The sequence below is a fragment of the Acinetobacter kookii genome, assembly GCF_900096895.1.
In the GTDB taxonomy this organism is placed as follows: domain Bacteria; phylum Pseudomonadota; class Gammaproteobacteria; order Pseudomonadales; family Moraxellaceae; genus Acinetobacter; species Acinetobacter kookii.
In genome coordinates, this window is the sequence record NZ_FMYO01000001.1 from 683,017 (window position 1) to 706,343 (window position 23,327).

A 23,327-nucleotide genomic window follows, 5' to 3' on the forward strand; every position below is an offset into this window, starting at 1 on the left:
GCAGCAAATGAGAAAAAAAATCATATCAAGCATTTTTAAAATATGAGCTAATTCTCTCTACGCCTTAATTGCTTGTTTTCATTACAGTGCTGAATTTTTAGGTCTATAGCATTTTAAATAACACTTAAACCCATCCTACCCAAATAAATAAAGCCATGATTTATTTTTTAATTTTATGTAAAGGTTTGGTTGAGTTTTCGATTTATTCGATAGCATGACTAGGACTTAAATAAATTTCACTTTATAAAATAAAAACCTAGGGTCTGTCATCAATTAGCTTGAGAAAATCTAATCTGTCCTCATTATTTTTTCATGACTAAACACTATGCATTAAGAGATGATCAGTGGGAACAGATTAAGGATCTGTTGCCCAGACGAACGAGTACTGTTGGAGTAACTGCCAAAGACAACAGGCTATTTGTTGAAGCAGTATTGTATCGGTATCGTTCAGGTATTCCATGGCGAGACTTACCAGAACGCTTTGGGGATTTTAGAGTCATGCACACTCGCTTTAGCCGTTGGGCTAAAGCAGGCGTATGGCAGAAAGTTTTTGAAGTTCTATCACATGAAAGTGATAATGAATATGCCATGCTGGACTCAACCATTGTGCGCGCTCATCAACACAGTGCCGGAAAAAAAAGAACAGGCGATCGGACACAGTAAAGGTGGCTTAAGTACCAAAATTCATGCCCGTACTGATGCTTTAGGCAACCCAACAGGATTTTATCTCACTGCCGGGCAGGCTCGACTTAAATGGCGCTGATGTGCTGCTGGACTTATCGTTAAGTCAGACTTGGCTCATGGATAAAGCCTACAATTCCAAGGATCGGGTGATTGATCCAATCCATAACATCAATGGTCAGATTGTGATGCCGTCCAAAAGTAACGCGATTGATCAGCGTGATTATGACCAACATCTTTATAAGGCAAGACATCTGATCGAGAATTTCTTCGCCAAGCTCAAGCAGTATCGAGGTATTGCTACGCGCTATGATAAATTGGCTCAAAACTTCCTGTCAGCGATCTACCTTGCCTCAATCATGATATGGCTTAATTGATGACACGCCCTAATTTCTACAGGGAAATGTTATGAAAGCTATTTTAGTTACATTTCTTGGAATCACATTCGCAGCCTGCTCTACCACCTCGACAAAAGATACTCAAAAAAATATGATTTCCGAACCTGAAGTCATAGCCGCACAGCAAGCCTGGTGTAAAGCTTTACTCGATATCAGTGCAAGCTATGATCAATACGGAAAACAGGCAGCAAATGACCTGGCCAGCAAGGTAATTGATGATGCATATTTTTATCAGAATGGCCCTGTTTTATTCAAACCCACATTAACCACAAATCCACACACCTTCAGAACCACAAAAGATGGAGCTTTGTCCTATTTCGTAGGCGGAAATCCCAATTTTCCCAATGACAAAGGTTTCGCACTCGGTGGCTGGCAAAAATGCGAAGTCGATAACGCAGCGATAAATATATCGACTGACAGTGCAAGTACTTTATCTAAAGTTCACTTTACCAATAAGAATGGTGAAGTGACGACTGTAGACAAAAGCTGGAAATTTGTAAAAGATAATGCAGGTAAATTACGAATAGTGGTTCACCATTCCTCACTTGAGCATCAAGGAAAGTAATGACCACTGCAAGCAAAAAAGCCCGATGCCGGATCGAGCTTTTTTAGTTAGATATCCAGATGAGTCATGGCCTGCCATACTTTAATGGCATCACTCATGGCTTTGACATCATGCGCTCGCACCATGCATGCACCCTGTTGAATACTGAATAAATGAGCAGCAACAGAACCCATAGCCCGATTTTGAGCATCTGCCCCACCCAGTGCTTCACCGATAAAGCGCTTCCGGGAAAGTGCAGATAAAATGGGATATCCCATATCATTTAATTTATAAAACTCATTTAATAATTTTAGGTTTTGCTGAGCATTTTTGGCAAAACCAAAGCCTGGGTCAATCATGATGTTTTCCGGCTTCACCCCTGCCTGTAATGCATCATTAACCCGTTGTTGCAGCTCTGCAATCACCTCAGCCGTTACATCATTATATTGATCTAGATTATTCATCGTGGTCGGCTCACCACGCATATGCATAATAATCACGGGAATATTCAATTCTGCTGCCGTTTCCAAAGCCTGGGGGCGAGTCAGCGCACGCACATCATTCCAGATATGTGCCCCTGCTTTTACTGCAGCTTTAATCACTTCGGGCGCCGAGGTATCAATTGAAATAATGACCTCATGTTTAGTCAGCTCCTCTACCACTGGTACCACGCGACGGATTTCTTCCTCGATGTCCACTACTGCTGCACCCGGACGTGTAGACTCCCCTCCAATATCAATCACGGTGGCGCCATCCGCAATCATTTCCAGAGCTTTGGCTACCGCCTGATCTTTCGTATTATGCTTTCCACCATCACTAAAAGAATCCGGAGTAACGTTTAGAATTCCCATGACATGCGGCTGAGATAAGTCCAGCTTTAAATGACCAAAAGTCCAGATCTGTGGTCGTAAAGGCTTTAGCTGCATGATTTAAATCCTAATTCACAATAACCTTCATATTGTCTTATGGATAGCTAAATAAAGCAAAGCTCAATCCGGACAAGATCTAGATTTCGAAGTCGTTCTTGCCTGAATATTGCATCAGTTTGGATTGTAGTAGGGCTTTTACATCGACCCATTCACTTTTTAGAATGCTGTACATATAACTATCTCTTAGTGTTACGCCATCCTTGCGCAGCATATGACATCTGATGATTCCATCCCGTTTGGCACCAATACCTTCAATGGCTTTCTGGCTGGCAACATTTAGGTGATCCGTACGCAAACCAATCACCTGAGCATTTAAATGTTCAAAAGCATGTTGTAATAAAAGATATTTACAGACCCGGTTGACGTAAGTGCGTTGATAGCGTTTAGCATACCAGGTATAGCCAATTTCGAAACGCGGAATTTCAGGTTTGATATCATGATAGCTGGTGGTTCCAATAGCACGGCCACAGTTTATATCGATGACCGCAAAAGCCATCCGTTCATCTTTAGCTTGCTGTTCAAATGCTTGTGTAAAATAGTTTCTTAAATTGTGCAAATAAGGTACCGAATTATATAAAACTTCTCCTAAATCACCTTCAGCACATGCTACTTCTAAATCTGCAAAATGTGCCCAAGTTAATGGCTCCAGAACAAGCTGATAAATCCGGGACTCTAAAACAGGTATATTCATTTTTGTTTTTTACTCATTGGTTTTATCCAAACACCATAGCATCCAAGCCCAGGTCATAAAAATAATAAATATAAAAAAACCACCCGAAGGTGGTTTTTTTAAAGATCTTAACTTGCTGGCAATGGTGGAGGTGTTGCAGGACCATCTGTTGGTGTTACATCAATCACCGGATTTTCAGCAACATAAACTTTAGGTGGTTGTGGTTCACGACCTTCCATGATGTCACGGATTTGGTCACGATCAATGGTTTCCCATTCCATCAACGCTTTTACCATTGCATGCGCAATCTCTTTGTTATTTTCCAAAATATTGCGAGCAACTTTATACTGCTCGTCCAGAATCCGGCGAACTTCAGCATCCACCTGTTGCTGGGTTGCTTCAGAAATGGTACGGCTTCCTACATTTCCAAAGAAGCCGTTTTGGTTTTCATCTTCATAAACCATCACGCCCATTTTGTCAGACATACCGTACTTGGTGACCATTGCACGTGCCATTTTGGTTGCACGCTCAAAGTCGTTGGAAGCACCAGTCGACATCTGGTTAATGAACACTTCTTCTGCAATACGACCACCGAATAAAATTGAAATTTCATTCAGCATTTTGTCTTTGTAATGACTAATTGCATCTTGTTCCGGCAACTGCCAGGTTACACCCAATGCCCAACCGCGCGGCATAATGGTCACCTTATGTACAGGGTCCGTACCCGGCAAGATTTCCGCCACAATGGCATGACCTGCTTCATGATAAGCGGTAGCACGACGTTCTTCTTCACGAAGCACCATCGATTTACGTTCAGGACCCATATAGATCTTGTCTTTTGCATCCTCAAAGTCATGCATGTCGACGGTGTTCTTATTACGACGTGCAGCAAATAACGCTGCTTCGTTTACCAGGTTTGCCAATTGTGCACCAGAGAAACCAGGTGTACCACGAGCCAACACTTTCACATCTACACCGGTGTGCGAAGGCAATTTTTTCAAATGTACATTCAGAATCTGTTCACGACCTTTAATGTCCGGCAAACCTACCATGACCTGACGGTCAAAACGGCCTGGACGAAGCAAGGCTTTATCCAGTACATCGGCACGGTTGGTTGCAGCAATGACGATAATGCCTTCATTGCCTTCGAAACCATCCATTTCTACCAGCATCTGGTTGAGTGTCTGTTCACGTTCATCATGACCGCCACCGGTACCTGAACCACGGTGACGACCGACCGCATCAATCTCATCAATAAAGATGATACATGGTGCATGTCGTTTCGCCTGCTCAAACATGTCACGGACACGTGATGCACCGACACCCACAAACATTTCAACAAAGTCAGAACCGGAAATACTAAAAAACGGAACTTTGGCTTCACCCGCAATCGCTTTAGCCAGCAAGGTTTTACCCGTACCTGGAGGACCGACCATCAACACGCCTTTAGGAATACTTGCACCCAGACGTTTAAATTTAGATGGATCTTTCAAGAAATCTACAATTTCAACAACTTCTTGTTTAGCTTCGTCACAGCCGGCAACATCGGTAAATGTCACTTTAATCTGGTCTTCTGACAGCATTTTGGCTTTTGATTTACCAAAGCTCATTGGACCACTTTTACCACCTGCACCACCACCCATGTTGCGCATAAAGAACATGAATAACAAAATGATCAAAAGTACAGGGAAGCTAGCGATAAGAAGTTGCATCAACAAACCTTGACGTTGGGGTGCAGTCCCTTCTACAACAACATTATGTTTAATGAGGTTTGGCATCAATTCCGGGTCTTGAACCGCAGGACGAATGCTTTCAAACTCTGAACCGTTTGTTTTTTCACCCCGAATTCTTTCGCCATCAATGGTGACTTGCTTAATTTGACCAGCATTCACCGCTGAAACAAACTCTGAATAATTCATTGCTGTCGGTTGATTGCGGTCACTGATGTTACTGAAAATCAGAATCAGTACACCCAGTATAACCAGCCACAATACGGCATTCTTGAAGAGATCGCTCAAAGCTTTATTCCCATATCAATCTAATTTGATCATGCCCACAAATGGGTGACCTTAATTTAAGCTGAAGATCAGCTTTGCAATATTTTAAAAATGTACAAAATGCACAATTTTTAACGTCTTGGCAAGTAAACTTTATCTAGAAGCTTTCTTACGACCTTGCCCGATTAAAAATACTTCTTTAGAACGGGCACGTGAAGCAGCAGGTTTTGCTGTCTTCAATACATCGAAGTTATCTACAACTTGTTTACGGAATTCGTCAAATCCGGTGCCTTGGAAAACCTTGACTACAAATTGGCCTTTAGGTCCTAAAACCTTGTTGGCAAAATCTAGAGCCAGTTCACACAAGTAAATTTGGCGAGGTTGATCTACAGCCTTATTACCTGATGTATTGGGGGCCATATCCGAAATTACAACGTCTACAGTCCGTCCGTTTAAAATATTTAACAATTTTTCAAAAACTTCTTCCTCACGGAAGTCGCCTTGCAGGAAGGTTACATCTGGCAATGCATCCATAGGTAAAATATCGGAGGCAATCAATAGGCCTTTATCGCCGACCAGTTTACCTGCAATCTGCGACCAGCTGCCGGGTGCTGCGCCCAGGTCAACGACGGTCATGCCCGGTTTAATAATTTTGTATTTTTCTTGAATTTCAAGAAGCTTATAAGCCGCACGCGCACGATAACCTTCCTTTTGGGCTTTCTTTACAAAAGGATCATCCAAATGCTCGCGCATCCACTCTCGACTACTTTTTGACAACTTCTGGTTGGTAATGCGTGTCGCCATAACTCTCTAAATAATAAAAAACTTCTAATATGTGATTGTACGTGAAAAACATATCCCTTGCAGTATACATCTGTATCTAAATCCGATCTTTGAAAGGTTTTTTTCAATAATTGAAATCGATTATTTCAACAGAATATAAAGCGTTTAAACTTGGCATTTGTTATACTAAGCCGTTTTTAAAATTAGGTTATCTTTATGGCGGCTTTATCTATTCAGGAACGTAAACGTTTACGTCAAATCGGACATGCATTAAACCCGGTGGTTATGCTGGGCGATAAAGGTTTGACTGAAGCTGTAGTTGAAGAACTAAACCGCGCTTTAAACGATCACGAATTGATTAAAGTGAAAATCGTGGCTGAAGATCGTGAAGAACGCGCCTCTTTAATCGAAGAGCTTTCAGCTCAAACTGGCGCTGAAGTTGTTCAAAAAATTGGTAAAATTGCGCTGATTTATAAAAAAGCGGCAAAACAGAATGCCAAATTATCCAACCTGGTTCGTCACGCTCATTTATCGAACTAAGCAGATTTCATGGCAAGTTACGAACTTAGCGCCTTTGATCGTCGCTTTCAATCGATCTCCCTGGTTGCTGCGATTGAACAACAAAGCCCTTATACCTTGAATATTGGCTACTGGTTGCGCGACCCCAATCAGCTTATGCAATGGCCTGAACTGGTTCCAGATTATCCGCGTCAGGATTTTTTATGGGAACACACCTGTTTTGAAATTTTTATAGGCGTGCAGGGAGAGGATTTCTATCGTGAAATCAACCTCTCTCCTTCCCAGGCTTGGCAGGCCTATCAGTTTGAAGAATATCGCTATCCGGAAGATATGCCACCTCAAGCCGCCGATGACATTGAACTCAACCAGCTCAAACGCACCCATTATGGTTTAAATGTAAGCCTGGACTTAACCGAGTTCATGTTAAAGCACAAATTACAATGGTCAGATTTGTTCTTGGGCTTAACTGCTGTACTTAAAACTTCGCAAGGCGAGCAATATTATGCAATGCAACACAGCAGTCCCAATGCAGACTTTCACAACAAGCGGGATTGGCTGCATCAGTTCTAAGGCATAGCAAGCAATATTGAAGCAATAAAAAAGTGAGGCAACGTACCTCACTTTTTTATTTTTTCAAGGTGTCATTTAGGAAAACTGGCATAGCGCCCTTCCTCGCCCCTAGATCAGCAGATTTATCTAGCTCTCTATCAGCTTTTTAAAGTAGGTTCATCTTCAGACTTCACTGAGACCTTTTTCCACACATCTAAAGTATGTTCTTTAGAACGTTTTAAGGTTTCAGTCAGATGATCTTTATGTTTGACTGAAATTTGGCTGACATCTTCTTTTAACTCTTTACCCATTTTCGATAAGTCTTCAATGACTGCCGTCAATTCAGCTTTTACGAATTCTTTCAGCTCTGCCAAATCTTTCGGTGAAAAACTCAATTGCTTTTTAATGGCTTCAATACGCTGAAAAAGGTCCTGTTTTAAACTTTGAATCTGCTCCTGAACATTTGCCTGTACCTCCTTCGCTTCAGTTTTTACGTTTTCAGTCGACTCAGTCACTGCTTCTTTCACTTTCTGCTGTGCCTCTTTAGACGCGAGTTCCAATTTGTCCGCACCTTCTGCAACTACCTCTTTTAATGTAGTTTTTGCTTTTACCGGCTTTTGTTCTACTGTCATGATCTTTTTCCTAATAGTTATTACATGAGAAACCTAGCGTATTCGGTTTTGATAAAATTTAAGTTTTGATTTGTCAGACAATTCTAATTTGCTTACATTTTATATACACAGATGCTCATACAGAGTTCTCAGCAAAAGACAAGGCATTTATCTTACATATTCCTAGTAAATTAAATGGACTTTAAAAGGCTTTCTGCGTATAATGCCGTGTTAAGTTCAAGCGAGCAGACAGAGGGAGGGTAGGTTTTATAATAACCTTCCTTTTTTTTCGTCTACTCGCTTTTTTACAGCCTAAATTTCAGGAGCTTTGGTTTGAGCACCCCAGCAATTTTAGCCCTTGCCGATGGTACTATTTTTAAAGGTACTTCAATTGGCGCATCGGGTAGTACGACTGGTGAAGTCGTTTTCAACACTGCCATGACTGGCTATCAAGAAATTTTGACTGACCCGAGTTATGCACAGCAACTTGTCACCCTCACTTACCCACATATTGGCAATACAGGTTGTAACGAAGAAGACGCTGAGTCAGGTCGAATTCATAAAGTATGGGCCAACGGATTGATCATTCGTGACCTGCCTTTATTGCATAGCAACTTCCGTGCTGAACAATCACTTGATGATTACCTTAAACAACACAATGTTGTCGCTATCGCAGACATTGATACCCGTAAGTTAACGCGTATTCTGCGATCTAAAGGTGCACAAAATGGTTGTATCCTTGCTGGCGAAAACGTTACAGAAGAAGAAGCTTTAGCGAAAGCTCGTGCTTTTGGTGGTCTTAATGGTTTAGACCTTGCAAAAGAATGCTGTGACCCTGAAGGTTTCGAATGGACGACCGGTTCTTGGGCACTTGGTAAAGGCTTCTCCCAACCAGAACTTAAATTCCATGTTGTTGCATACGATTACGGTGTCAAAACCAACATCTTACGTATGCTTGCAGACCGCGGTTGTAAATTGACTGTTGTGCCTGCGCAAACTCCTGCTGCTGACGTACTTGCACTGAATCCGGATGGCGTGTTCTTATCGAACGGTCCTGGCGATCCAGCTGCATGTGATTACGCAATTGAAGCTGTAAAAACAATTGTAGAAACAACAGAAATTCCAGTATTTGGTATCTGTTTAGGTCACCAGATTCTTGCACTTGCAAGCGGTGCCAAGACAGTGAAAATGCCTCACGGTCACCATGGTGCCAACCATCCCGTACAAAATCTTGAAGATGGTACAGTGATGATTACTTCCCAAAACCACGGCTTCGCAGTAGATACAGATACGCTACCGGCTAACTTGAAAGCAACGCACAAATCATTGTTCGACCAAACCTTACAAGGTATGCATCGCACAGACAAACCTGCGTTCAGCTTCCAGGGTCATCCTGAAGCAAGCCCTGGTCCACATGACTGCGCACCATTGTTCGATCATTTCATCGAACTTATCGAAGCATCTAAGAAGTAATTAAGGAAGCATCATGGCTAAACGTACAGACATTAAAAGCATCTTAATTATTGGTGCTGGCCCGATTGTCATCGGTCAGGCATGTGAGTTTGACTACTCAGGTGCTCAAGCATGTAAAGCCCTTCGTGAAGAAGGCTACCGTGTTATTCTGGTGAACTCTAACCCAGCGACCATTATGACTGACCCTGCGATGGCAGACGCAACTTACATCGAGCCAATCACCTGGCAAACTGTTGCAGCGATCATTGAAAAAGAACGCCCAGATGCTGTTCTTCCTACAATGGGCGGTCAAACAGCATTGAACTGTGCCCTTGCTCTTGATGAGCATGGAATTTTAGAAAAATTCAATGTTGAATTGATCGGTGCGACCAAAGAAGCCATCGAAAAAGCCGAAGACCGTAAACTGTTTGACCAAGCAATGCGTAAAATTGGTCTGGAATGTCCAAAAGCTGACGTTGCTGAGTCAATGGAACACGCGCTTGAAATTCAAGCCCGCTTTGGCTTCCCGGTCATTATCCGTCCGTCATTCACTATGGGTGGTTCAGGCGGCGGTATCGCGTACAACCGCGAGGAATTCATTGAAATCTGTGAACGCGGTTTCGACCTTTCTCCAACCAAACAATTATTGATCGATGAATCTTTAATTGGCTGGAAAGAATACGAAATGGAAGTTGTTCGTGACAAAAACGACAACTGTATCATTGTATGTACCATTGAAAACTTTGACCCAATGGGCGTGCATACAGGTGACTCCATCACTGTTGCTCCTGCGCAAACATTGACGGATAAAGAATTCCAGTTACTTCGTAACGCTTCTTTAGCTGTTTTACGTGAAATTGGTGTAGAAACTGGCGGTTCAAACGTTCAGTTCGGTATTAACCCGAAAGACGGCCGCATGGTTGTGATCGAGATGAACCCGCGTGTATCACGTTCATCTGCATTGGCATCAAAAGCAACTGGTTTCCCGATTGCGAAAATCGCTGCGAAACTGGCTGTGGGTTATACCCTTGATGAGTTGAAAAACGACATCACTGGCGGTACAACTCCAGCATCATTCGAACCTGCAATTGACTACGTTGTAACGAAGATTCCTCGTTTTAACTTTGAGAAGTTCCCTCAAGCTGACGCTACACTTACAACTCAGATGAAATCTGTAGGTGAAGTAATGGCGATTGGCCGTAACTTCCAGGAGTCTGTATCTAAAGCACTTCGTGGTCTTGAAGTGGGTGCAACTGGCTTTGATGAAAAAATCGAAGTCGGCACTGAAGGCGCGCGTGAGAAGATTCTTCAAGAACTTCGCGTTCCAGGTCCAGAGCGTATCTGGTATGTGGCTGACGCATTCCGTCACGGTTTCTCTTTAGAAGATGTATTCCAGGCGACCAAAATCGACCGTTGGTTCTTGATTCAAATCGAAGACATCATCAAAACTGAAAACCAAATCAAAACTTTAGGTTTTGGTGACTTGAATGCGGACAATATCCGTTCATTCAAACGCAAAGGTTTATCTGACCTTCGCATTGCGAACCTGATGGGCATTTCGCAAAAGCAATTCCGTAAACACCGTTGGAACCTGGGCGTAACCCCAGTGTACAAACGTGTAGATACATGCGCTGCAGAATTCGAATCTGATACAGCTTACATGTATTCAACTTACGATGAAGAGTGTGAAGCGAATCCGTCTACTAAAGACAAGATTATGGTGATCGGTGGCGGTCCTAACCGTATTGGTCAAGGTATCGAATTCGATTACTGCTGTGTACACGCGGCCCTTGCAATGCGTGAAGACGGTTACGAAACCATCATGGTGAACTGTAACCCTGAAACTGTTTCGACGGATTATGACACTTCAGATCGTTTGTACTTCGAACCGATTACGCTTGAAGATGTACTTGAAATCGTACGTATCGAGAAGCCTAAAGGCATTATCGTTCAGTACGGTGGTCAAACTCCGCTGAAACTGGCTCGTGCTTTAGAAGAAGCGGGTGCGCCAATTATCGGTACATCGCCTGACGCAATTGACCGTGCAGAAGACCGTGAACGTTTCCAACAAATGATTCAACGTCTGCAACTTCGTCAACCAAACAACAGCATCGTAAAATCTGCTGAAGAAGGTATGGCTGAAGCAGCGAAAGTTGGCTACCCGCTTGTGGTACGTCCTTCTTACGTTCTTGGCGGTCGTGCGATGGAAATCGTATACAACGACGAAGAATTGAAACGCTACTTACGTGATGCGGTTCAGGCATCGAACGAAGCGCCTGTACTTCTTGACCGCTTCCTGGATGATGCAATCGAAGTTGACGTAGACTGCGTATCTGACGGTAAAGACGTTGTGATTGGCGGTATCATGCAGCACATTGAACAAGCCGGCATTCACTCTGGTGACTCAGCATGTTCGATTCCTCCGTATTCGTTATCTGATGAAATTCAAGATGAAATGCGTCGTCAAACCATCGCAATGGCAAAAGAACTTGGCGTTGTAGGTTTAATGAACGTACAGTTTGCGGTTAAAGGTACAGACGTTTACATCCTGGAAGTGAACCCGCGTGCATCACGTACAGTTCCATTCGTTTCCAAGTGTATCGGTGAATCTTTAGCGAAAGTTGCTGCACGTTGTATGGCAGGCCAATCTCTAGAATCGCAAGGTTTCACTTCAGAGATTATTCCTGAACACTTCTCCGTAAAAGAAGCAGTGTTCCCATTCAACAAATTCCCTGGTGTTGATCCAATCCTTGGGCCTGAGATGAAATCTACAGGTGAAGTGATGGGTGTTGGTAAAACATTCGGTGAAGCATTCTACAAAGCTGTACTTGGCGCGAATGAACGCTTACCTGGCCTTCCAACCGAAGGTGAAGTGAAGCATGCATTCATCTCTGTTCGTGACTCTGACAAGCCTCGCGCTGCAGGTATTGCGAAGCAGTTAGCTGGTTTCGGCTTCAAGATTCTTGCAACTGGCGGCACGTATGACGTGATTAAAGCAGCAGGTATTGAATGTGAACGTGTGAATAAAGTAACTGAAGGCCGTCCAAATATTGTTGACCGCTTGAAAAATGGCGAGATTCACCTCATTATCAATACAACTGAAGGCAAACAAGCTCAGCAGGATTCATTCTCGATCCGCCGCTCTGCGCTTCAAGGTAAGGTGTATCACACAACAACTTTGAATGGTGCAGATGCTGTATGCCAAGCTTTAGCAATTAAATTGCCGATGGATGTTTACCGCTTGCAAGACCTTACCAAAGGTTAATTAAGTTACCGAGAAGTCCCGTCACCTCTCGGTGGCGGGCTTTTTTTATTTATAAACCACCTGTATTTTTTTTAATTTAACTTAGAGGGACAACAATGCAACGTTATCCTATGACTCCTGAAGGCAAGATTGCCTTGGAGAAAGAATTACATCAACTAAAAAGTATTGACCGTCCGCGTATTACTGCCGCAATTGCGGAAGCACGCGAACATGGGGACTTGAAAGAAAATGCAGAGTACCACGCAGCGCGTGAACAGCAAGGTTTTTGTGAAGGCCGTATTCAGGACATTGAAGGTAAACTCGGTGCTTGCCAGGTAATTGATGTAAAAACACTTGAGCAAAACGGTCGTGTGGTTTTTGGGGTAACCGTAACGATTGAAAATATCGACACTGAAGAACAAAAGACTTATAAAATTGTTGGCGATGATGAAGCCGACTTTAAGATCAACAAGATTTCAGTGAACTCTCCGATCGCACGTGGCCTGTTGGGTAAAAACGAAGGCGACGAAGTGAAAATCGTAACACCGCAAGGCGAAGTTGAATACGAAATTGTGAAAGTTGAATACATCTAATAAGTTTTAAATAGATATTTCAGGCTTTAAGACCCCTCGATTGAGGGGTTTTTTATACCCAGACAATTGATTATCAACACCCCTGCTCTATCCTTCTTTTAAGAATCCGGATGCAAAGAGTTGGAAGGCATGTAATGCTTCTGGCAATACCTGCTCAGGATGCTCGCTAGAAGCCACCCAAAGTGCTGCATTCATGGCTGCCCCATTTAAAAATACGGCTGCCGCTTCAGAATCCACTGCTTTAATTCGGTCTGCTGCCAATAACTGTTCTACGCATTCACGGGTAGACTGCAAGCATTTGTTTTGACTTGGCCAATGTGCAGGATCACCCAGTACTGCAGGCCCGTCGCGTAATACAATCCGCTGAAACTCAGGATTCAAGGCATTTTCAATATAGGTTTGCCCTTCAAGCATCAACCCTTCCCAAAGATCTTCAGGTTGCTCCAAATGCTGCTGGGCAGATGAAGCCATTTCTGAATCAATTTGATCGACCACAGCAGCAAACAAGCCGCGTTTATCTCCAAAATGATGGTACAGCGCACCACGGGTCAGCCCTGCTTCTGCCGTGAGTTTATCCATTGAGGTGTCTGCATAGCCATATTCAGCAAAGGCACGGCGCGCGACTTCTATGAGTTTTTTGCGGGTTTCCGCCATTTTTTGTTCACGAACAGACATTGTTTTGATTACCTCATCATCACAAAAATTTTAATTGACATACGGACCGTATGTCAATTATGTTTACATACGAGGCGTATGTGAAAAGCAAAGCTGCTTTTAACTCTACTTTTAAACCAGATATTGAATGAGAATAAACATGACTAGAACTGCAATATTTCCCCAAGACCGCCATGCCCTGTATGAACAGCATGGCTACTCTGCAGCCATTAAATCGGAAAATTTACTCTTTGTATCAGGTCAGGTTGGTAGCCGTGAGGATGGCAGTCCTGAACCTGACTTTGAGAAACAGGTGAAATTGGCATTTCAGAATCTTAACCATACACTCGCTGCGGCTGGTTGTACTTTCGATGATATTGTCGATGTCACCACCTTTCATACCAACCCTGAACAGCAATTTGAAGTCATCATGAAAGTTAAAAATCAGGTGTTTACGCAAAAGCCTTATCCAAACTGGACAGCAATTGGTGTAAATTGGCTTGCAGGTTTTGATTTTGAAATTAAAGTCATTGCACGTATTCCAGGCCTTCCTGCAAACACTTCAGCCTAGCGATTTATTTTTTGATAGGGATGAAGGACGCACGACATCAACTCAATTGGTTATAATGCCTTATTCCTTTAAGTTGTACTTTTTATGTCTGAAAAGTTAATTAATTCCCCTGTGAATCACTGGTGTGAATTCGAATTCATCTCGAAAACGGTGAAGAATCCAAACATTCATATCAAGGGCAATTACAGCTATTACTCAGCTTATTGGGATCAGGGTTTTGAACGTTGTGTGGTGCGTTACCTGCATGACAAGCCTGCCACGCCAGACAAGCCAATTGATCAGCTTTATATCGGCAACTTTGTCTGTTTTGGCGCTGAATGCGTAATTATGATGGGTGGCAACCAATTACACCGTACCGACTGGATTTCAGCGTTTCCGTTCGATACCCGTAGTTTTGTGCCTGCCGGCGATACCATTATTGGCGATGGCTGCTGGATTGGCTCACGTGCCATGATTATGCAAGGCGTTAAGCTGGGTGAAGGTTCAGTTGTGGCAACAGGTGCAGTGGTCACAAAAGACGTGCCGCCTTATGCAGTAGTTGGTGGCGTACCTGCGAAAATTATTAAATACCGCTTTCCACAGGAAGATATCGAAAAACTGCTTTCACTTAAACTCTATGATTTAGATGAAAAGCAGTTTTTAAAGATGCGTGAGCAGTTGCAGACTGAGGATATTGACTTATTAAGAGCATTTTTGAAAAATCAAATTCCTCCGAATATATAGTTCTTCCAACCACTATGAAAATCTTTATTATCAGTTGGTCTAAGGTTTCGGACTGATACAACGCTAAACCTTTTCTGTGAGTTAACCAACTGCTCATAATATTCAACTAATTGAATAAAAATTAAGATTCCAAGTTCGTCTTGAAAGAAATTTGCTTTTCTCATTAATACTGTAAGAGGACTATCAGCTCTATAATTTTCTCCATGGTATTTTTCAAAATCACCTTTGTGCAATTCAACATAATTATTCATTTGCTCTAATAAAATTTTAAGTAACTCCAAAGAAGTATTACTTTTTAAGAGAAATGCAGGATTTAATAAAAACATTATTAATAGCTGATTTTTATTACTATCAAAACTAGTCGAATAGAGTAATGCAAACTGACTTGCTAACTTCAAAATTGCTCTCTTTGATAATTTTTTTTCTTTCACATAGAAGTCTATAAGTTCTATGCAACCATTAAGATCTTGATCGTTTAAATCTATTCCTAAATTTTTAAATGTACTATGTATATTTATTTTAAAATGATCCATTAAGCCAGGAGCTAATGAATTTAATCCCACTGTAAAATCAATAAACTTATCTAAATACTCTTCACCAATCTTTTCATCATACCCATAGTTATGACATACGACTTTTGAAAATTGAGCCTTATCCATAACTAAAACAAATACAATCTTAGGAATATCAAAGAAATGTTTAATTCTTTCAATTAAACGAATCGCAAAGTCAGGACGACAACGGTCAAGTTCATCGATTATAAAAACTAAAGGTTTTTCTAATTGAGCAGCAAGTTCGGCTAGTTCTTTTTTAAAATCTTGAATTGTTTGCTTTTCTATATGATGATTTTCAATTTTCTTTTCTATTTGTTCTTTTACTTTAACTGATATTTCATCACTGACTGTATCGAAAACTTCTTTCCCCTCTTTATATACTTCTTGCCAAGCTTCTCCTACCCCACCAAGCCCGATCCAATGCAGTCCCGCTTTGGCAGCTATCACTGGCAGAATTGCAGCTAATGAAATTAAAACTGAGGCAGTCTTTGAATTAAAGTCATTAACCTCTTCAATACCAATTTCATCAGAATTCTTAAAAGCTTGGCTAATCTCTGCTGCAATTGTTAAAAAAGGATCATCCAAAAAATCATTCGCAAAAGCATCCAAATAAATCACATTATGATTTGTATCATCTAAATGTTTAGCCCAATGCCGAACAAACCACGTTTTCCCTTCACCCCACCGTGCATCTAAAGCCAATACAGCTCCGCATTGCAACCGATCTACATAGTTTGTGAGTTGAATACCAAGACGTTTTCTATCCCAAAGATCACCTTCCCAAGCTTCAAAGTCGTTTTCAAAATTATCACGTTGCCAATTTAACTGATCTGTTTCATTCATTTTTTAATTCATTATTAATAAGTTACTACACTTATAATAGGACAATTTTAAAGAACTGTTCATATCTATTTTTACATATAGTTGCAAATAAAAAATATGCTTACAATTTCCTCAGACTTTAGTTTTAAGCCCGCTAGTTTTCAAACAAAATCATGATAGATTAAATTATAAAATTGTTTTTGGGATTAAATTATCCCTATGAAATTACTAGGTTTTATTTTAATAGAAATACAGCTAGTATCAAATTTCAAACGCTTTTATTGAACAAAAAATCATAGTCTTGATGTGATACGTTTTAGTAAGGATTATAAGGAGAAATACACATGTCTTATCAAAATATTTTAGTACCAGTTGACGGTTCAGAAACAGCTTATGCTGCAGTAGCTAAAGCAGCTGAATTTGCAAAAGCATTTGGCAGCAAAATCACCGTAGTTCAAGTTTTGGCACTTGACCCCTACATTGCAGCAGAATACATTTCTGCCAATCAAACCAACGACTTGATTGAACGTGCACGTAATGCAGTTGTTGAGTCTCTTGCTGCAACAAAGGCAAAATTCAACGAACAAGGTCTTGAAGTGGAAACTAAACTTCTTGAAGGACAAGTCATTCATCGTGAAATTGTGAGAGCTGCTGAAGACAGCCATGCCGATTTAATCATTATTGGTTCACATGGCCGTACAGGTCTGAAAAAACTGTTCCTGGGTAGCGTGGCTCAGAGTGTACTCGGAGAATCACATATTCCTGTACTGATTGTCCGCGAATAATATCCCCTTATATTTCCCATCTTTATCTAAACTAAAGGTGGGAAAATTTGATTCCCATAATGCCCATCTTTTATCAACTGTTGTTCCACTGATATTGTTTTAGATTAATTTTATCTCCAATCACCATTACCCCCTCTGCCAGTAATTTTACGCGCTGGATATTTTCACCCTGATCATCCAGTTTGCCTAGACTAATTTTTCCTTGAGAATTGATGACTCTATGCCAGGGAATTTCCGCCTTTGCATCCAGATGCTTTAGTACATAACCCACTAAACGTGCATGTTTGGGCAAGCCCGCCAGCTTGGCAATTTGCCCGTATGAAGCCACTTTTCCATATGGAATTAAGGCAACCACTTGCAGAATTTGGCGCGCTAACTCATCCGTAGAACGACTTGAATATTCTGGCATATCAGGTCCTTAAATCATCTCATTGAAACTTTCGAGCCATAAAAAAGCCCGTTATGAGCTTCTTTTATCCGTGTTTTAGGCTTAGAAATTATCCGGACTTTCCAAACGCTTCACGACCTGTACTTTCTCTGGATTATGCATGACTGCAACACCATCTTCGGCTTTTTCATCAATTAAGGCATCCGGGTTATATACGGTAATGGTTTCATTGCCGTTGGCATCTTCACCGACAATATACTGGAAACCTTTACGGTTCATTTTATGGCACATGCGTTGATACCACCCTTTAAACCCTGCGGTTTCTTCATTCGGGTTGTAGTAAAAGGCATTCATGACCGCAGGTAAACCCAGTCCGCAAACTACGCCGGAAAGTAAAACGGCAATAAAGGTATAGCCTACCAGGATACTGCTGTACTCACTGAGTTCAGGAATATTTGCGACTGCCAGAATCAAGGCAAGCGAGATTCCGCCACGTACCCCGCCCCAAGATAAAATGGCCAGACTTCCGTTATAGCTTTTGTTTCGAAAACTAGGGAAAAAGGCAAATGACAGATAATTTGCGGCAAAACGTGAAGCATGCAGAATAAAGAACGCCACAATACCGCCCAGAATCAGGCTGATGCTTAAATCCAGAATAAACAGTTCCAGGCCAATCAAGGTAAACAAGAAGGAATTGATAATTCCTTCAACGGTATGCCAGAAATGGTTGACCTCACGAATTTCACGTTCCTGTAAAATTTCCTTCCACTTGTTCCCCACCACCAATCCGCCAATCACACAGGCAATGGGTGCAGAGGCATGGGCAAATAAAGCCACCAAATATGAACCACAGGCCAGCAATGCCGTGGTTAAAATCAAAGATTCCATTTCGTGTTTGCCACGAAGCAATCTTAAAATGCCCAGACCAAAGCCCCAGCCAATAATCACGGCAACCACAATCTCGTAAAGCAAGGTTTGCAAAGTACCTATAATGGTAAAATGTTCACCCTGCAATACATACAACAATGTCATGAATAAGGCGATACACATGGCATCATTAAACAGCGACTCACCTTCCAGCTTGACCATCAGGTGATGCGGCGCACGTACTGAACTGAGAACGCCTTTAATCCCGATTGGGTCCGTTGCCCCCAAGGCAGCGCCTAACAGTAAAAGTACCAGTAAATCGACATGCTTACCGGTCAGGAATTGATAGCCATATAAAGTGACACCAAAAAAGACCGCACAAAGCACCAGTGCAATACTGGCCAAGATACTGATCGGCTTCCAGTGGCTTTTTAAATCGGACACTTTAAATTTCAAAGCGGAAGATGTCAGAATAAAACAGATCACGCCATTAATTAAAAAGTCATAGAAATCAATATGACGGACCGCTTCTTCAATATTATGAATATTAATGGTAATAAACTGGTTACCATTGAGCAGGCTGGCTCCCCACTGCAAAATAAAAACGAAAATTGCCGAAACAATCGGTACACCTATCGCCTGCGGGAAACCTAAAATACGCTTATTAAAAATAGTCGTTGCAATTGAAAGCGCAAAAATAACTGTAAAGACTTGAAGAAAAAAGAAATTTCCCATTAAAGTTCCAATTTGAGCTATTCATTGGAATAAAGCGAATGCGTCCGACCATTTCCAAGTAAATATTTAATTCAATAACATTTATTCACCGAATGAGTTTAACCATTTTTTCAGCGCTCTACAAAATAGTTAAGTTTTTTTACATATTTTTAGCAATGATTTAACATAGTCCAAGATCGGTCTATTTCGCATCCCCCGTTTCTTTTATTTTTCTCCCTATTCAGTTGAATTCAAGCATGCATCAAACAGTTAAAACCATATTTCGGCTTTTTTTTGCAGGGATCATTTTTCTGATTACCGTGGCTTTATTTTTAAGTGTTTTTTCAAAAAGCCAGGAAATTCTGCAAGCCGATCAAGCTTTTCAGCAAGCAAAACAGATTTCACTCACCTCCACACCTGACAAACAACTGGTTCTGGTTTCCAATAACCAACGCCCGGATCAGGCTATTTATATTGTGATTGCCCAGAATGGTTATATTGCCAAGTTAAACTGCCAGCATTATCTGCAAGATATTTGTACCGATGCATATAACCAGTCCCATACCCGACAAATCCGGCAATTAGACCTATTAAAAATTGGTCAACAACATTATATCCAGCAAGTCAGTTATCAAGATAGCCTGACCCGGAAGCAGCAGCAGTGGTCTTATTCCAAACCGCAAATTCAGCAATTTTATCAGGCTGACATTTCAGATTTAAAATACCACCTGTTTAGCATGACCCTGTTTGCATTGGCAGCCCTGTATGTATCGATTCGAATTATCCGAAACTTTAAAAAATTTATGCATGGTTAACAAAAAAAGAGGATTTAATATCCTCTTTTTTAATACTTCATTTCCATTTAAATGGCTTGATTGAAAGTATCACAATCGTTGATATTCCCTGATTTCAAACCGGTTTCAAACCATTTCATGCGCTGCTGGCTGCTGCCATGGGTAAAGCTATCGGGTACTACCTGTCCGGTCGCACGTTTCTGTAAATAGTCATCACCAATTTTATGCGCTGCATCCATGGCTTCTTCAATATCGCCCTGCTCCAGGAACTGGGTTCGTTGCTGGTTGTGATGCGCCCAAATCCCGGCAAAACAGTCTGCCTGTAATTCCTGACGCACGGAAAGCTGATTGCCTTGCACTTCGCTCGACTGGACACGGGCTTTTTGCACTTGGGCTGAAATACCCAGTAGCGTCTGTAAATGATGGCCTACTTCATGTGCCACCACATAGGCCTGGGCAAAATCACCTGCCTGATCCTGGCGGGACAATTCTGTGCTGTTTTGCTCACCGGATATGCCCATCTGCTGACGCATATCCTTAAAGAAAGCTGTATCGATATACACTTTCTGGTCTGAAGGGCAATAGAAAGGTCCCATGGCAGATTGTGCGGTACCGCAGCCCGAATCCACGATGCCATTAAACATCACCAGTTTGGGTGCGACATACTGCGCATTAAGCTGCTGCTGAAACACTTGCGACCAGGTATCTTCGGTATCCGCCAATACGGTACCGACAAAATCCATGGCTTCCTGCTGTTCCGGGGTTGGATTCTCCAGACCTCTGGTTTCAGCCGGCTGTGACTGTGATGTCACCTGCTTAGTGGCCTGATAAGCCTGTTGAGGATCGACTCCAAAAAACTTCCAGGCCACAAAAGCCACCACTAGGCCTAAAATACTGATGCCACCTGCTTTAGCTCCGGCTCCACCACGACGGTCTTCCACATTGGTACTGATACGACGTCCTTTCCAGCGCATAGTGAGATTCCTTATAGTTTGCTTTCAGCTTATCTAGCCAGCCTTGGGATTATGCCTGCTTTGATTTCGGCCTCATCTTTTGAATGATTGCAATCACAATGAACACCAATAAGCCGGCGACAAAACCAATCGCCAGATTAATTAAAGTCGGAGTCACTGCACCAATAATATTGCCCATTGCAGGAAGGTGTTGTACATAATCGACAGAATCTTCGGTGAAATGATGAAACCATGGAATGGTATGGGCAATAATCCCGCCACCCACCAGGAACATGGCAATGGTTCCGACAATGGTCAAAGTTTTCATTAGTTTAGGAGCAAAAGCCAGCAAACCGCGTCCGACACTTTGCTTGAAACTCGATGCCTGGTCGGTGAGGTACAATCCCAGATCATCAATTTTGACAATCATGGCAACAAAGCCATACACCCCAACCGTCATGAAAATTGCAATCGCGGAAAGCACCATGACTTTGGTACCGAAAGCAGCCGTCGCAACTGTGCCCAGTGAAATGACCACAATTTCAGCAGACAAAATAAAATCGGTACGGATCGCACCTTTGATTTTTTCTTTCTCAAACTTAGCCAAATCGCTTTCAATGGCATTGAATTCAGCTTCAGCCGCTTCCTGAGTCGTGGCTTTTTTATGCTGCAAACTGTGCAGTACTTTTTCTACCCCTTCATAACATAGAAACAGACCGCCAATCATTAATAAGGGATTGATCAGCCACGGCGCGACCACACTAATCAGCAAGGCCAGAGGCACGAGAATCAGTTTATTCACAAAAGAACCTTTGGCCACGCCCCACACCACAGGCAGTTCCCGTTCCGCACGTACGCCACTCACCTGTTGGGCATTGAGTGCCAGATCATCACCCAACACCCCTGCGGTTTTTTTTGCCGCCATTTTGCTCATGACCGCAACGTCGTCTAAAACAGTCGCAATATCATCTAATAATATTAATAAGCTGCTCGCCATTCTTGTTATCCCTAAAGTCTCTATCTTGCATTTTAAAGATAAATATTTAAAAAAACTGTATCAACATCATTAAATTGTTCTTATTTTTTCAATGATCTGTTTTTATAGTGCCTGACATTCAAAAACATTATGCCGTACAATAGCGCAATACATCAGCATATAAGTATGTAGTGTTCACTACTTTGGAATAGAGAGATAATGAGTAATCAAGACAATCGTCCTGTTATTTTGACTGGCGACCGCCCAACCGGACAACTTCATTTAGGTCATTTTGTGGGTTCTTTACGTTCACGCGTAGGTTTACAGGATTCTCACCATCAACATCTCCTTCTTGCTGATGCTCAAGCGTTAACCGACAATGCCGATAACTTTGAAAAAGTACGTCGCAACATTATTGAAGTGGCAACCGATTACCTGGCGGTGGGCATTGACCCAACCAAAACGACGATTTGTGTTCAGTCTTGCTTGCCGGCATTGAATGAACTGACCATGCTGTATCTCAACTTTGTCACTGTGTCCCGTCTGGAACGCAACCCGACCATTAAGTCTGAAATTCAGATGCGTGGCTTCGAGCGTGATATTCCGGCAGGTTTCCTGTGCTATCCGGTTGCACAAGCCGCTGACATTACCGCGTTCAAAGCAACAGTCGTTCCGGTAGGTGAAGACCAGATTCCAATGATCGAACAGACCAACGAAGTCGTGCGCCGTTTAAACCGCCAGATCGGTCACGAGATTTTACCTGAATGCAAGGCCCTGCTTTCAAATGTCGGTCGTTTACCTGGCTTTGATGGTAAAGCTAAAATGTCGAAGTCTTTAGGCAATACCATTGTGCTGGATGCTTCTGACAAGGACATCAAAAAAGCCGTGAATGCCATGTATACCGACCCAAATCACTTGCGTATTGAAGATCCGGGCCAGGTGGAAGGCAACGTGGTATTTACCTATTTAGATGCTTTCGATACCAATAAAGAAGAACTGGAAGAGTTAAAAGCACATTATCGTCGTGGCGGTTTAGGCGATGGCACCGTGAAAAAACGCCTGGAAAGCATTTTAAAAGAGCTGATCGGCCCTATTCGTGAACGTCGTATGGAATTACAGAAAGACCCAGACTACATCATGGATATCTTGAAAACGGGTACGGATAAGTGCCGTGACATTACCCAGCAAACCCTGGACGAAATCAAATCAGGTTTGGGTATGTTCCATTTCTAAAGCCTGATTCATGAAAAGCCTTTCGTTGTTGAAGGGCTTTTTTATAGATGATAAATGTGCAACATGTCACACTTACTCATGGTTATTAACCTGAATTAACACAACTTTACTCAAAACATCATGAAATGACTCTGCGTTCATTTTATTATGATTCCAATGCTTAGAGCTGTCATAGTTCTAACATTCTCCTTAACCGAACTGTGCAAACAGATTCGTTGTTCTACGCAATGATCACCCCAATCATTGCGTATTTTTTTGCCTGATTTCAGGTAAGCATGAGTTTCTATCCATAAAAAAACCCGCATGAAGCGGGTTTTTTCACA

22 protein-coding genes and 1 pseudogene are annotated in these 23,327 nt (G+C 42.0%); 12 read left to right on the forward strand and 11 right to left on the reverse strand.

The window, feature by feature from the left end:
* Positions 1-312 precede the first annotated feature (312 nt).
* A pseudogene (locus BLP85_RS03290) lies at positions 313-1,058 on the forward strand (IS5 family transposase).
* A gap of 31 nt (positions 1,059-1,089) precedes the next feature.
* Positions 1,090-1,644 (forward strand): hypothetical protein, encoded by a 555-nt coding sequence (locus BLP85_RS03295; protein WP_092818703.1) that lies wholly within the window; start codon positions 1,090-1,092, stop codon positions 1,642-1,644.
* 47 nt (positions 1,645-1,691) lie between these two features.
* On the opposite strand, the gene folP is transcribed toward BLP85_RS03295, so the two are convergent.
* The 4 genes from folP to rlmE form a co-directional block, all read right to left on the reverse strand.
* On the reverse strand, positions 1,692-2,549 hold the full coding sequence (gene folP / locus BLP85_RS03300) for a dihydropteroate synthase (protein ID WP_092818704.1): 858 nt from the start codon (positions 2,547-2,549) through the stop codon (positions 1,692-1,694).
* A 79-nt stretch (positions 2,550-2,628) separates the two neighbouring features.
* Complete coding sequence (locus tag BLP85_RS03305) at positions 2,629-3,243, reverse strand: GNAT family N-acetyltransferase (protein WP_092818705.1); 615 nt, start codon at positions 3,241-3,243, stop codon at positions 2,629-2,631.
* Positions 3,244-3,350: 107 nt separating this feature from the next.
* Positions 3,351-5,240 (reverse strand): ATP-dependent zinc metalloprotease FtsH, encoded by a 1,890-nt coding sequence (ftsH, locus tag BLP85_RS03310; protein WP_092818706.1) that lies wholly within the window; start codon positions 5,238-5,240, stop codon positions 3,351-3,353.
* Between the two features lie 132 nt (positions 5,241-5,372).
* Entirely contained in the window at positions 5,373-6,023 is a 651-nt protein-coding gene (gene rlmE, locus BLP85_RS03315; protein WP_092818707.1) for a 23S rRNA (uridine(2552)-2'-O)-methyltransferase RlmE, read from the reverse strand.
* A gap of 195 nt (positions 6,024-6,218) precedes the next feature.
* Here rlmE and yhbY point away from each other — a divergent pair, with 195 nt between their 5' ends.
* Positions 6,219-6,542 (forward strand): ribosome assembly RNA-binding protein YhbY, encoded by a 324-nt coding sequence (yhbY, locus tag BLP85_RS03320; RefSeq protein ID WP_092818708.1) that lies wholly within the window; start codon positions 6,219-6,221, stop codon positions 6,540-6,542.
* Between the two features lie 9 nt (positions 6,543-6,551).
* Entirely contained in the window at positions 6,552-7,091 is a 540-nt protein-coding gene (locus BLP85_RS03325; RefSeq protein ID WP_092818709.1) for a DOMON-like domain-containing protein, read from the forward strand.
* Positions 7,092-7,228: 137 nt separating this feature from the next.
* Here the strand turns inward: BLP85_RS03325 and BLP85_RS03330 are convergent, their stop codons facing one another.
* The gene (locus tag BLP85_RS03330; RefSeq protein WP_092818710.1) at positions 7,229-7,702 is read right to left on the reverse strand and encodes a hypothetical protein; all 474 of its coding nucleotides are present in this window, start codon (positions 7,700-7,702) and stop codon (positions 7,229-7,231) included.
* Positions 7,703-8,014: 312 nt separating this feature from the next.
* Here BLP85_RS03330 and carA point away from each other — a divergent pair, with 312 nt between their 5' ends.
* From carA to greA, 3 genes are all read left to right on the forward strand, one after another.
* Positions 8,015-9,154: a glutamine-hydrolyzing carbamoyl-phosphate synthase small subunit gene (gene carA, locus BLP85_RS03335; protein ID WP_092818711.1), complete on the forward strand. Its 1,140-nt coding sequence runs from the start codon at positions 8,015-8,017 to the stop codon at positions 9,152-9,154.
* Positions 9,155-9,167: 13 nt separating this feature from the next.
* On the forward strand, positions 9,168-12,398 hold the full coding sequence (gene carB, locus BLP85_RS03340; protein WP_092818712.1) for a carbamoyl-phosphate synthase large subunit: 3,231 nt from the start codon (positions 9,168-9,170) through the stop codon (positions 12,396-12,398).
* A 95-nt stretch (positions 12,399-12,493) separates the two neighbouring features.
* Positions 12,494-12,970, forward strand: coding sequence for a transcription elongation factor GreA (gene greA / locus BLP85_RS03345; RefSeq protein WP_086196278.1), 477 nt, complete (start codon positions 12,494-12,496; stop codon positions 12,968-12,970).
* 87 nt (positions 12,971-13,057) lie between these two features.
* On the opposite strand, the gene BLP85_RS03350 is transcribed toward greA, so the two are convergent.
* Positions 13,058-13,645, reverse strand: coding sequence for a TetR/AcrR family transcriptional regulator (locus tag BLP85_RS03350; RefSeq protein WP_092818713.1), 588 nt, complete (start codon positions 13,643-13,645; stop codon positions 13,058-13,060).
* A gap of 139 nt (positions 13,646-13,784) precedes the next feature.
* Here BLP85_RS03350 and BLP85_RS03355 point away from each other — a divergent pair, with 139 nt between their 5' ends.
* Together BLP85_RS03355 and BLP85_RS03360 are read left to right on the forward strand one after the other, a co-directional pair.
* Positions 13,785-14,195, forward strand: coding sequence for a RidA family protein (locus tag BLP85_RS03355; protein ID WP_092818714.1), 411 nt, complete (start codon positions 13,785-13,787; stop codon positions 14,193-14,195).
* 84 nt (positions 14,196-14,279) lie between these two features.
* The gene (locus BLP85_RS03360; RefSeq protein ID WP_092818715.1) at positions 14,280-14,918 is read left to right on the forward strand and encodes a CatB-related O-acetyltransferase; all 639 of its coding nucleotides are present in this window, start codon (positions 14,280-14,282) and stop codon (positions 14,916-14,918) included.
* Here BLP85_RS03360 and BLP85_RS03365 read toward each other — a convergent pair.
* Entirely contained in the window at positions 14,897-16,315 is a 1,419-nt protein-coding gene (locus BLP85_RS03365; RefSeq protein WP_092818716.1) for a KAP family P-loop NTPase fold protein, read from the reverse strand. The two genes, BLP85_RS03360 and BLP85_RS03365, sit on opposite strands and share 22 nt — an antisense overlap.
* Before the next feature lie 323 nt (positions 16,316-16,638).
* Here BLP85_RS03365 and BLP85_RS03370 point away from each other — a divergent pair, with 323 nt between their 5' ends.
* Positions 16,639-17,079: a universal stress protein gene (locus BLP85_RS03370; protein WP_092818717.1), complete on the forward strand. Its 441-nt coding sequence runs from the start codon at positions 16,639-16,641 to the stop codon at positions 17,077-17,079.
* 73 nt (positions 17,080-17,152) lie between these two features.
* Here the strand turns inward: BLP85_RS03370 and BLP85_RS03375 are convergent, their stop codons facing one another.
* Positions 17,153-17,488: an MGMT family protein gene (locus tag BLP85_RS03375; RefSeq protein ID WP_092818718.1), complete on the reverse strand. Its 336-nt coding sequence runs from the start codon at positions 17,486-17,488 to the stop codon at positions 17,153-17,155.
* 81 nt (positions 17,489-17,569) lie between these two features.
* Positions 17,570-19,069 carry a cation:proton antiporter gene (locus BLP85_RS03380; RefSeq protein WP_092818719.1) on the reverse strand — a complete coding sequence of 500 codons (1,500 nt, stop codon included), beginning with the start codon at positions 19,067-19,069 and terminating at the stop codon, positions 17,570-17,572.
* Between the two features lie 236 nt (positions 19,070-19,305).
* Between BLP85_RS03380 and BLP85_RS03385 the strand changes: the two genes are divergently transcribed.
* Entirely contained in the window at positions 19,306-19,863 is a 558-nt protein-coding gene (locus BLP85_RS03385) for a hypothetical protein (protein WP_092818720.1), read from the forward strand.
* Positions 19,864-19,910: 47 nt separating this feature from the next.
* On the opposite strand, the gene ypfJ is transcribed toward BLP85_RS03385, so the two are convergent.
* Both ypfJ and BLP85_RS03395 read right to left on the reverse strand, forming a co-directional pair.
* Complete coding sequence (gene ypfJ, locus BLP85_RS03390) at positions 19,911-20,816, reverse strand: KPN_02809 family neutral zinc metallopeptidase (protein ID WP_092818721.1); 906 nt, start codon at positions 20,814-20,816, stop codon at positions 19,911-19,913.
* A 49-nt stretch (positions 20,817-20,865) separates the two neighbouring features.
* A complete protein-coding gene (locus tag BLP85_RS03395) occupies positions 20,866-21,792 on the reverse strand; it encodes a DUF808 domain-containing protein (protein ID WP_092818722.1) in 927 nt (308 codons plus the stop codon).
* A gap of 198 nt (positions 21,793-21,990) precedes the next feature.
* On the opposite strand from BLP85_RS03395, the gene trpS reads away from it, so the two are divergent.
* A complete protein-coding gene (trpS, locus tag BLP85_RS03400) occupies positions 21,991-23,004 on the forward strand; it encodes a tryptophan--tRNA ligase (protein WP_092818723.1) in 1,014 nt (337 codons plus the stop codon).
* Positions 23,005-23,327: the final 323 nt, after the last annotated feature.

Coding starts and splice junctions, on each gene's coding strand:
- BLP85_RS03295 (WP_092818703.1), top strand. CDS start 1,090: ATGAAAGCTATTTTAGTTACATTTCTTGGAATCACATTCGCAGCCTGC.
- folP (WP_092818704.1), bottom strand. CDS start 2,549: ATGCAGCTAAAGCCTTTACGACCACAGATCTGGACTTTTGGTCATTTA.
- BLP85_RS03305 (WP_092818705.1), bottom strand. CDS start 3,243: ATGAATATACCTGTTTTAGAGTCCCGGATTTATCAGCTTGTTCTGGAG.
- rlmE (WP_092818707.1), bottom strand. CDS start 6,023: ATGGCGACACGCATTACCAACCAGAAGTTGTCAAAAAGTAGTCGAGAG.
- yhbY (WP_092818708.1), top strand. CDS start 6,219: ATGGCGGCTTTATCTATTCAGGAACGTAAACGTTTACGTCAAATCGGA.
- BLP85_RS03325 (WP_092818709.1), top strand. CDS start 6,552: ATGGCAAGTTACGAACTTAGCGCCTTTGATCGTCGCTTTCAATCGATC.
- BLP85_RS03330 (WP_092818710.1), bottom strand. CDS start 7,702: ATGACAGTAGAACAAAAGCCGGTAAAAGCAAAAACTACATTAAAAGAG.
- carB (WP_092818712.1), top strand. CDS start 9,168: ATGGCTAAACGTACAGACATTAAAAGCATCTTAATTATTGGTGCTGGC.
- greA (WP_086196278.1), top strand. CDS start 12,494: ATGCAACGTTATCCTATGACTCCTGAAGGCAAGATTGCCTTGGAGAAA.
- BLP85_RS03350 (WP_092818713.1), bottom strand. CDS start 13,645: ATGTCTGTTCGTGAACAAAAAATGGCGGAAACCCGCAAAAAACTCATA.
- BLP85_RS03355 (WP_092818714.1), top strand. CDS start 13,785: ATGACTAGAACTGCAATATTTCCCCAAGACCGCCATGCCCTGTATGAA.
- BLP85_RS03360 (WP_092818715.1), top strand. CDS start 14,280: ATGTCTGAAAAGTTAATTAATTCCCCTGTGAATCACTGGTGTGAATTC.
- BLP85_RS03365 (WP_092818716.1), bottom strand. CDS start 16,315: ATGAATGAAACAGATCAGTTAAATTGGCAACGTGATAATTTTGAAAAC.
- BLP85_RS03370 (WP_092818717.1), top strand. CDS start 16,639: ATGTCTTATCAAAATATTTTAGTACCAGTTGACGGTTCAGAAACAGCT.
- BLP85_RS03375 (WP_092818718.1), bottom strand. CDS start 17,488: ATGCCAGAATATTCAAGTCGTTCTACGGATGAGTTAGCGCGCCAAATT.
- BLP85_RS03380 (WP_092818719.1), bottom strand. CDS start 19,069: ATGGGAAATTTCTTTTTTCTTCAAGTCTTTACAGTTATTTTTGCGCTT.
- BLP85_RS03385 (WP_092818720.1), top strand. CDS start 19,306: ATGCATCAAACAGTTAAAACCATATTTCGGCTTTTTTTTGCAGGGATC.
- ypfJ (WP_092818721.1), bottom strand. CDS start 20,816: ATGCGCTGGAAAGGACGTCGTATCAGTACCAATGTGGAAGACCGTCGT.
- BLP85_RS03395 (WP_092818722.1), bottom strand. CDS start 21,792: ATGGCGAGCAGCTTATTAATATTATTAGATGATATTGCGACTGTTTTA.
- trpS (WP_092818723.1), top strand. CDS start 21,991: ATGAGTAATCAAGACAATCGTCCTGTTATTTTGACTGGCGACCGCCCA.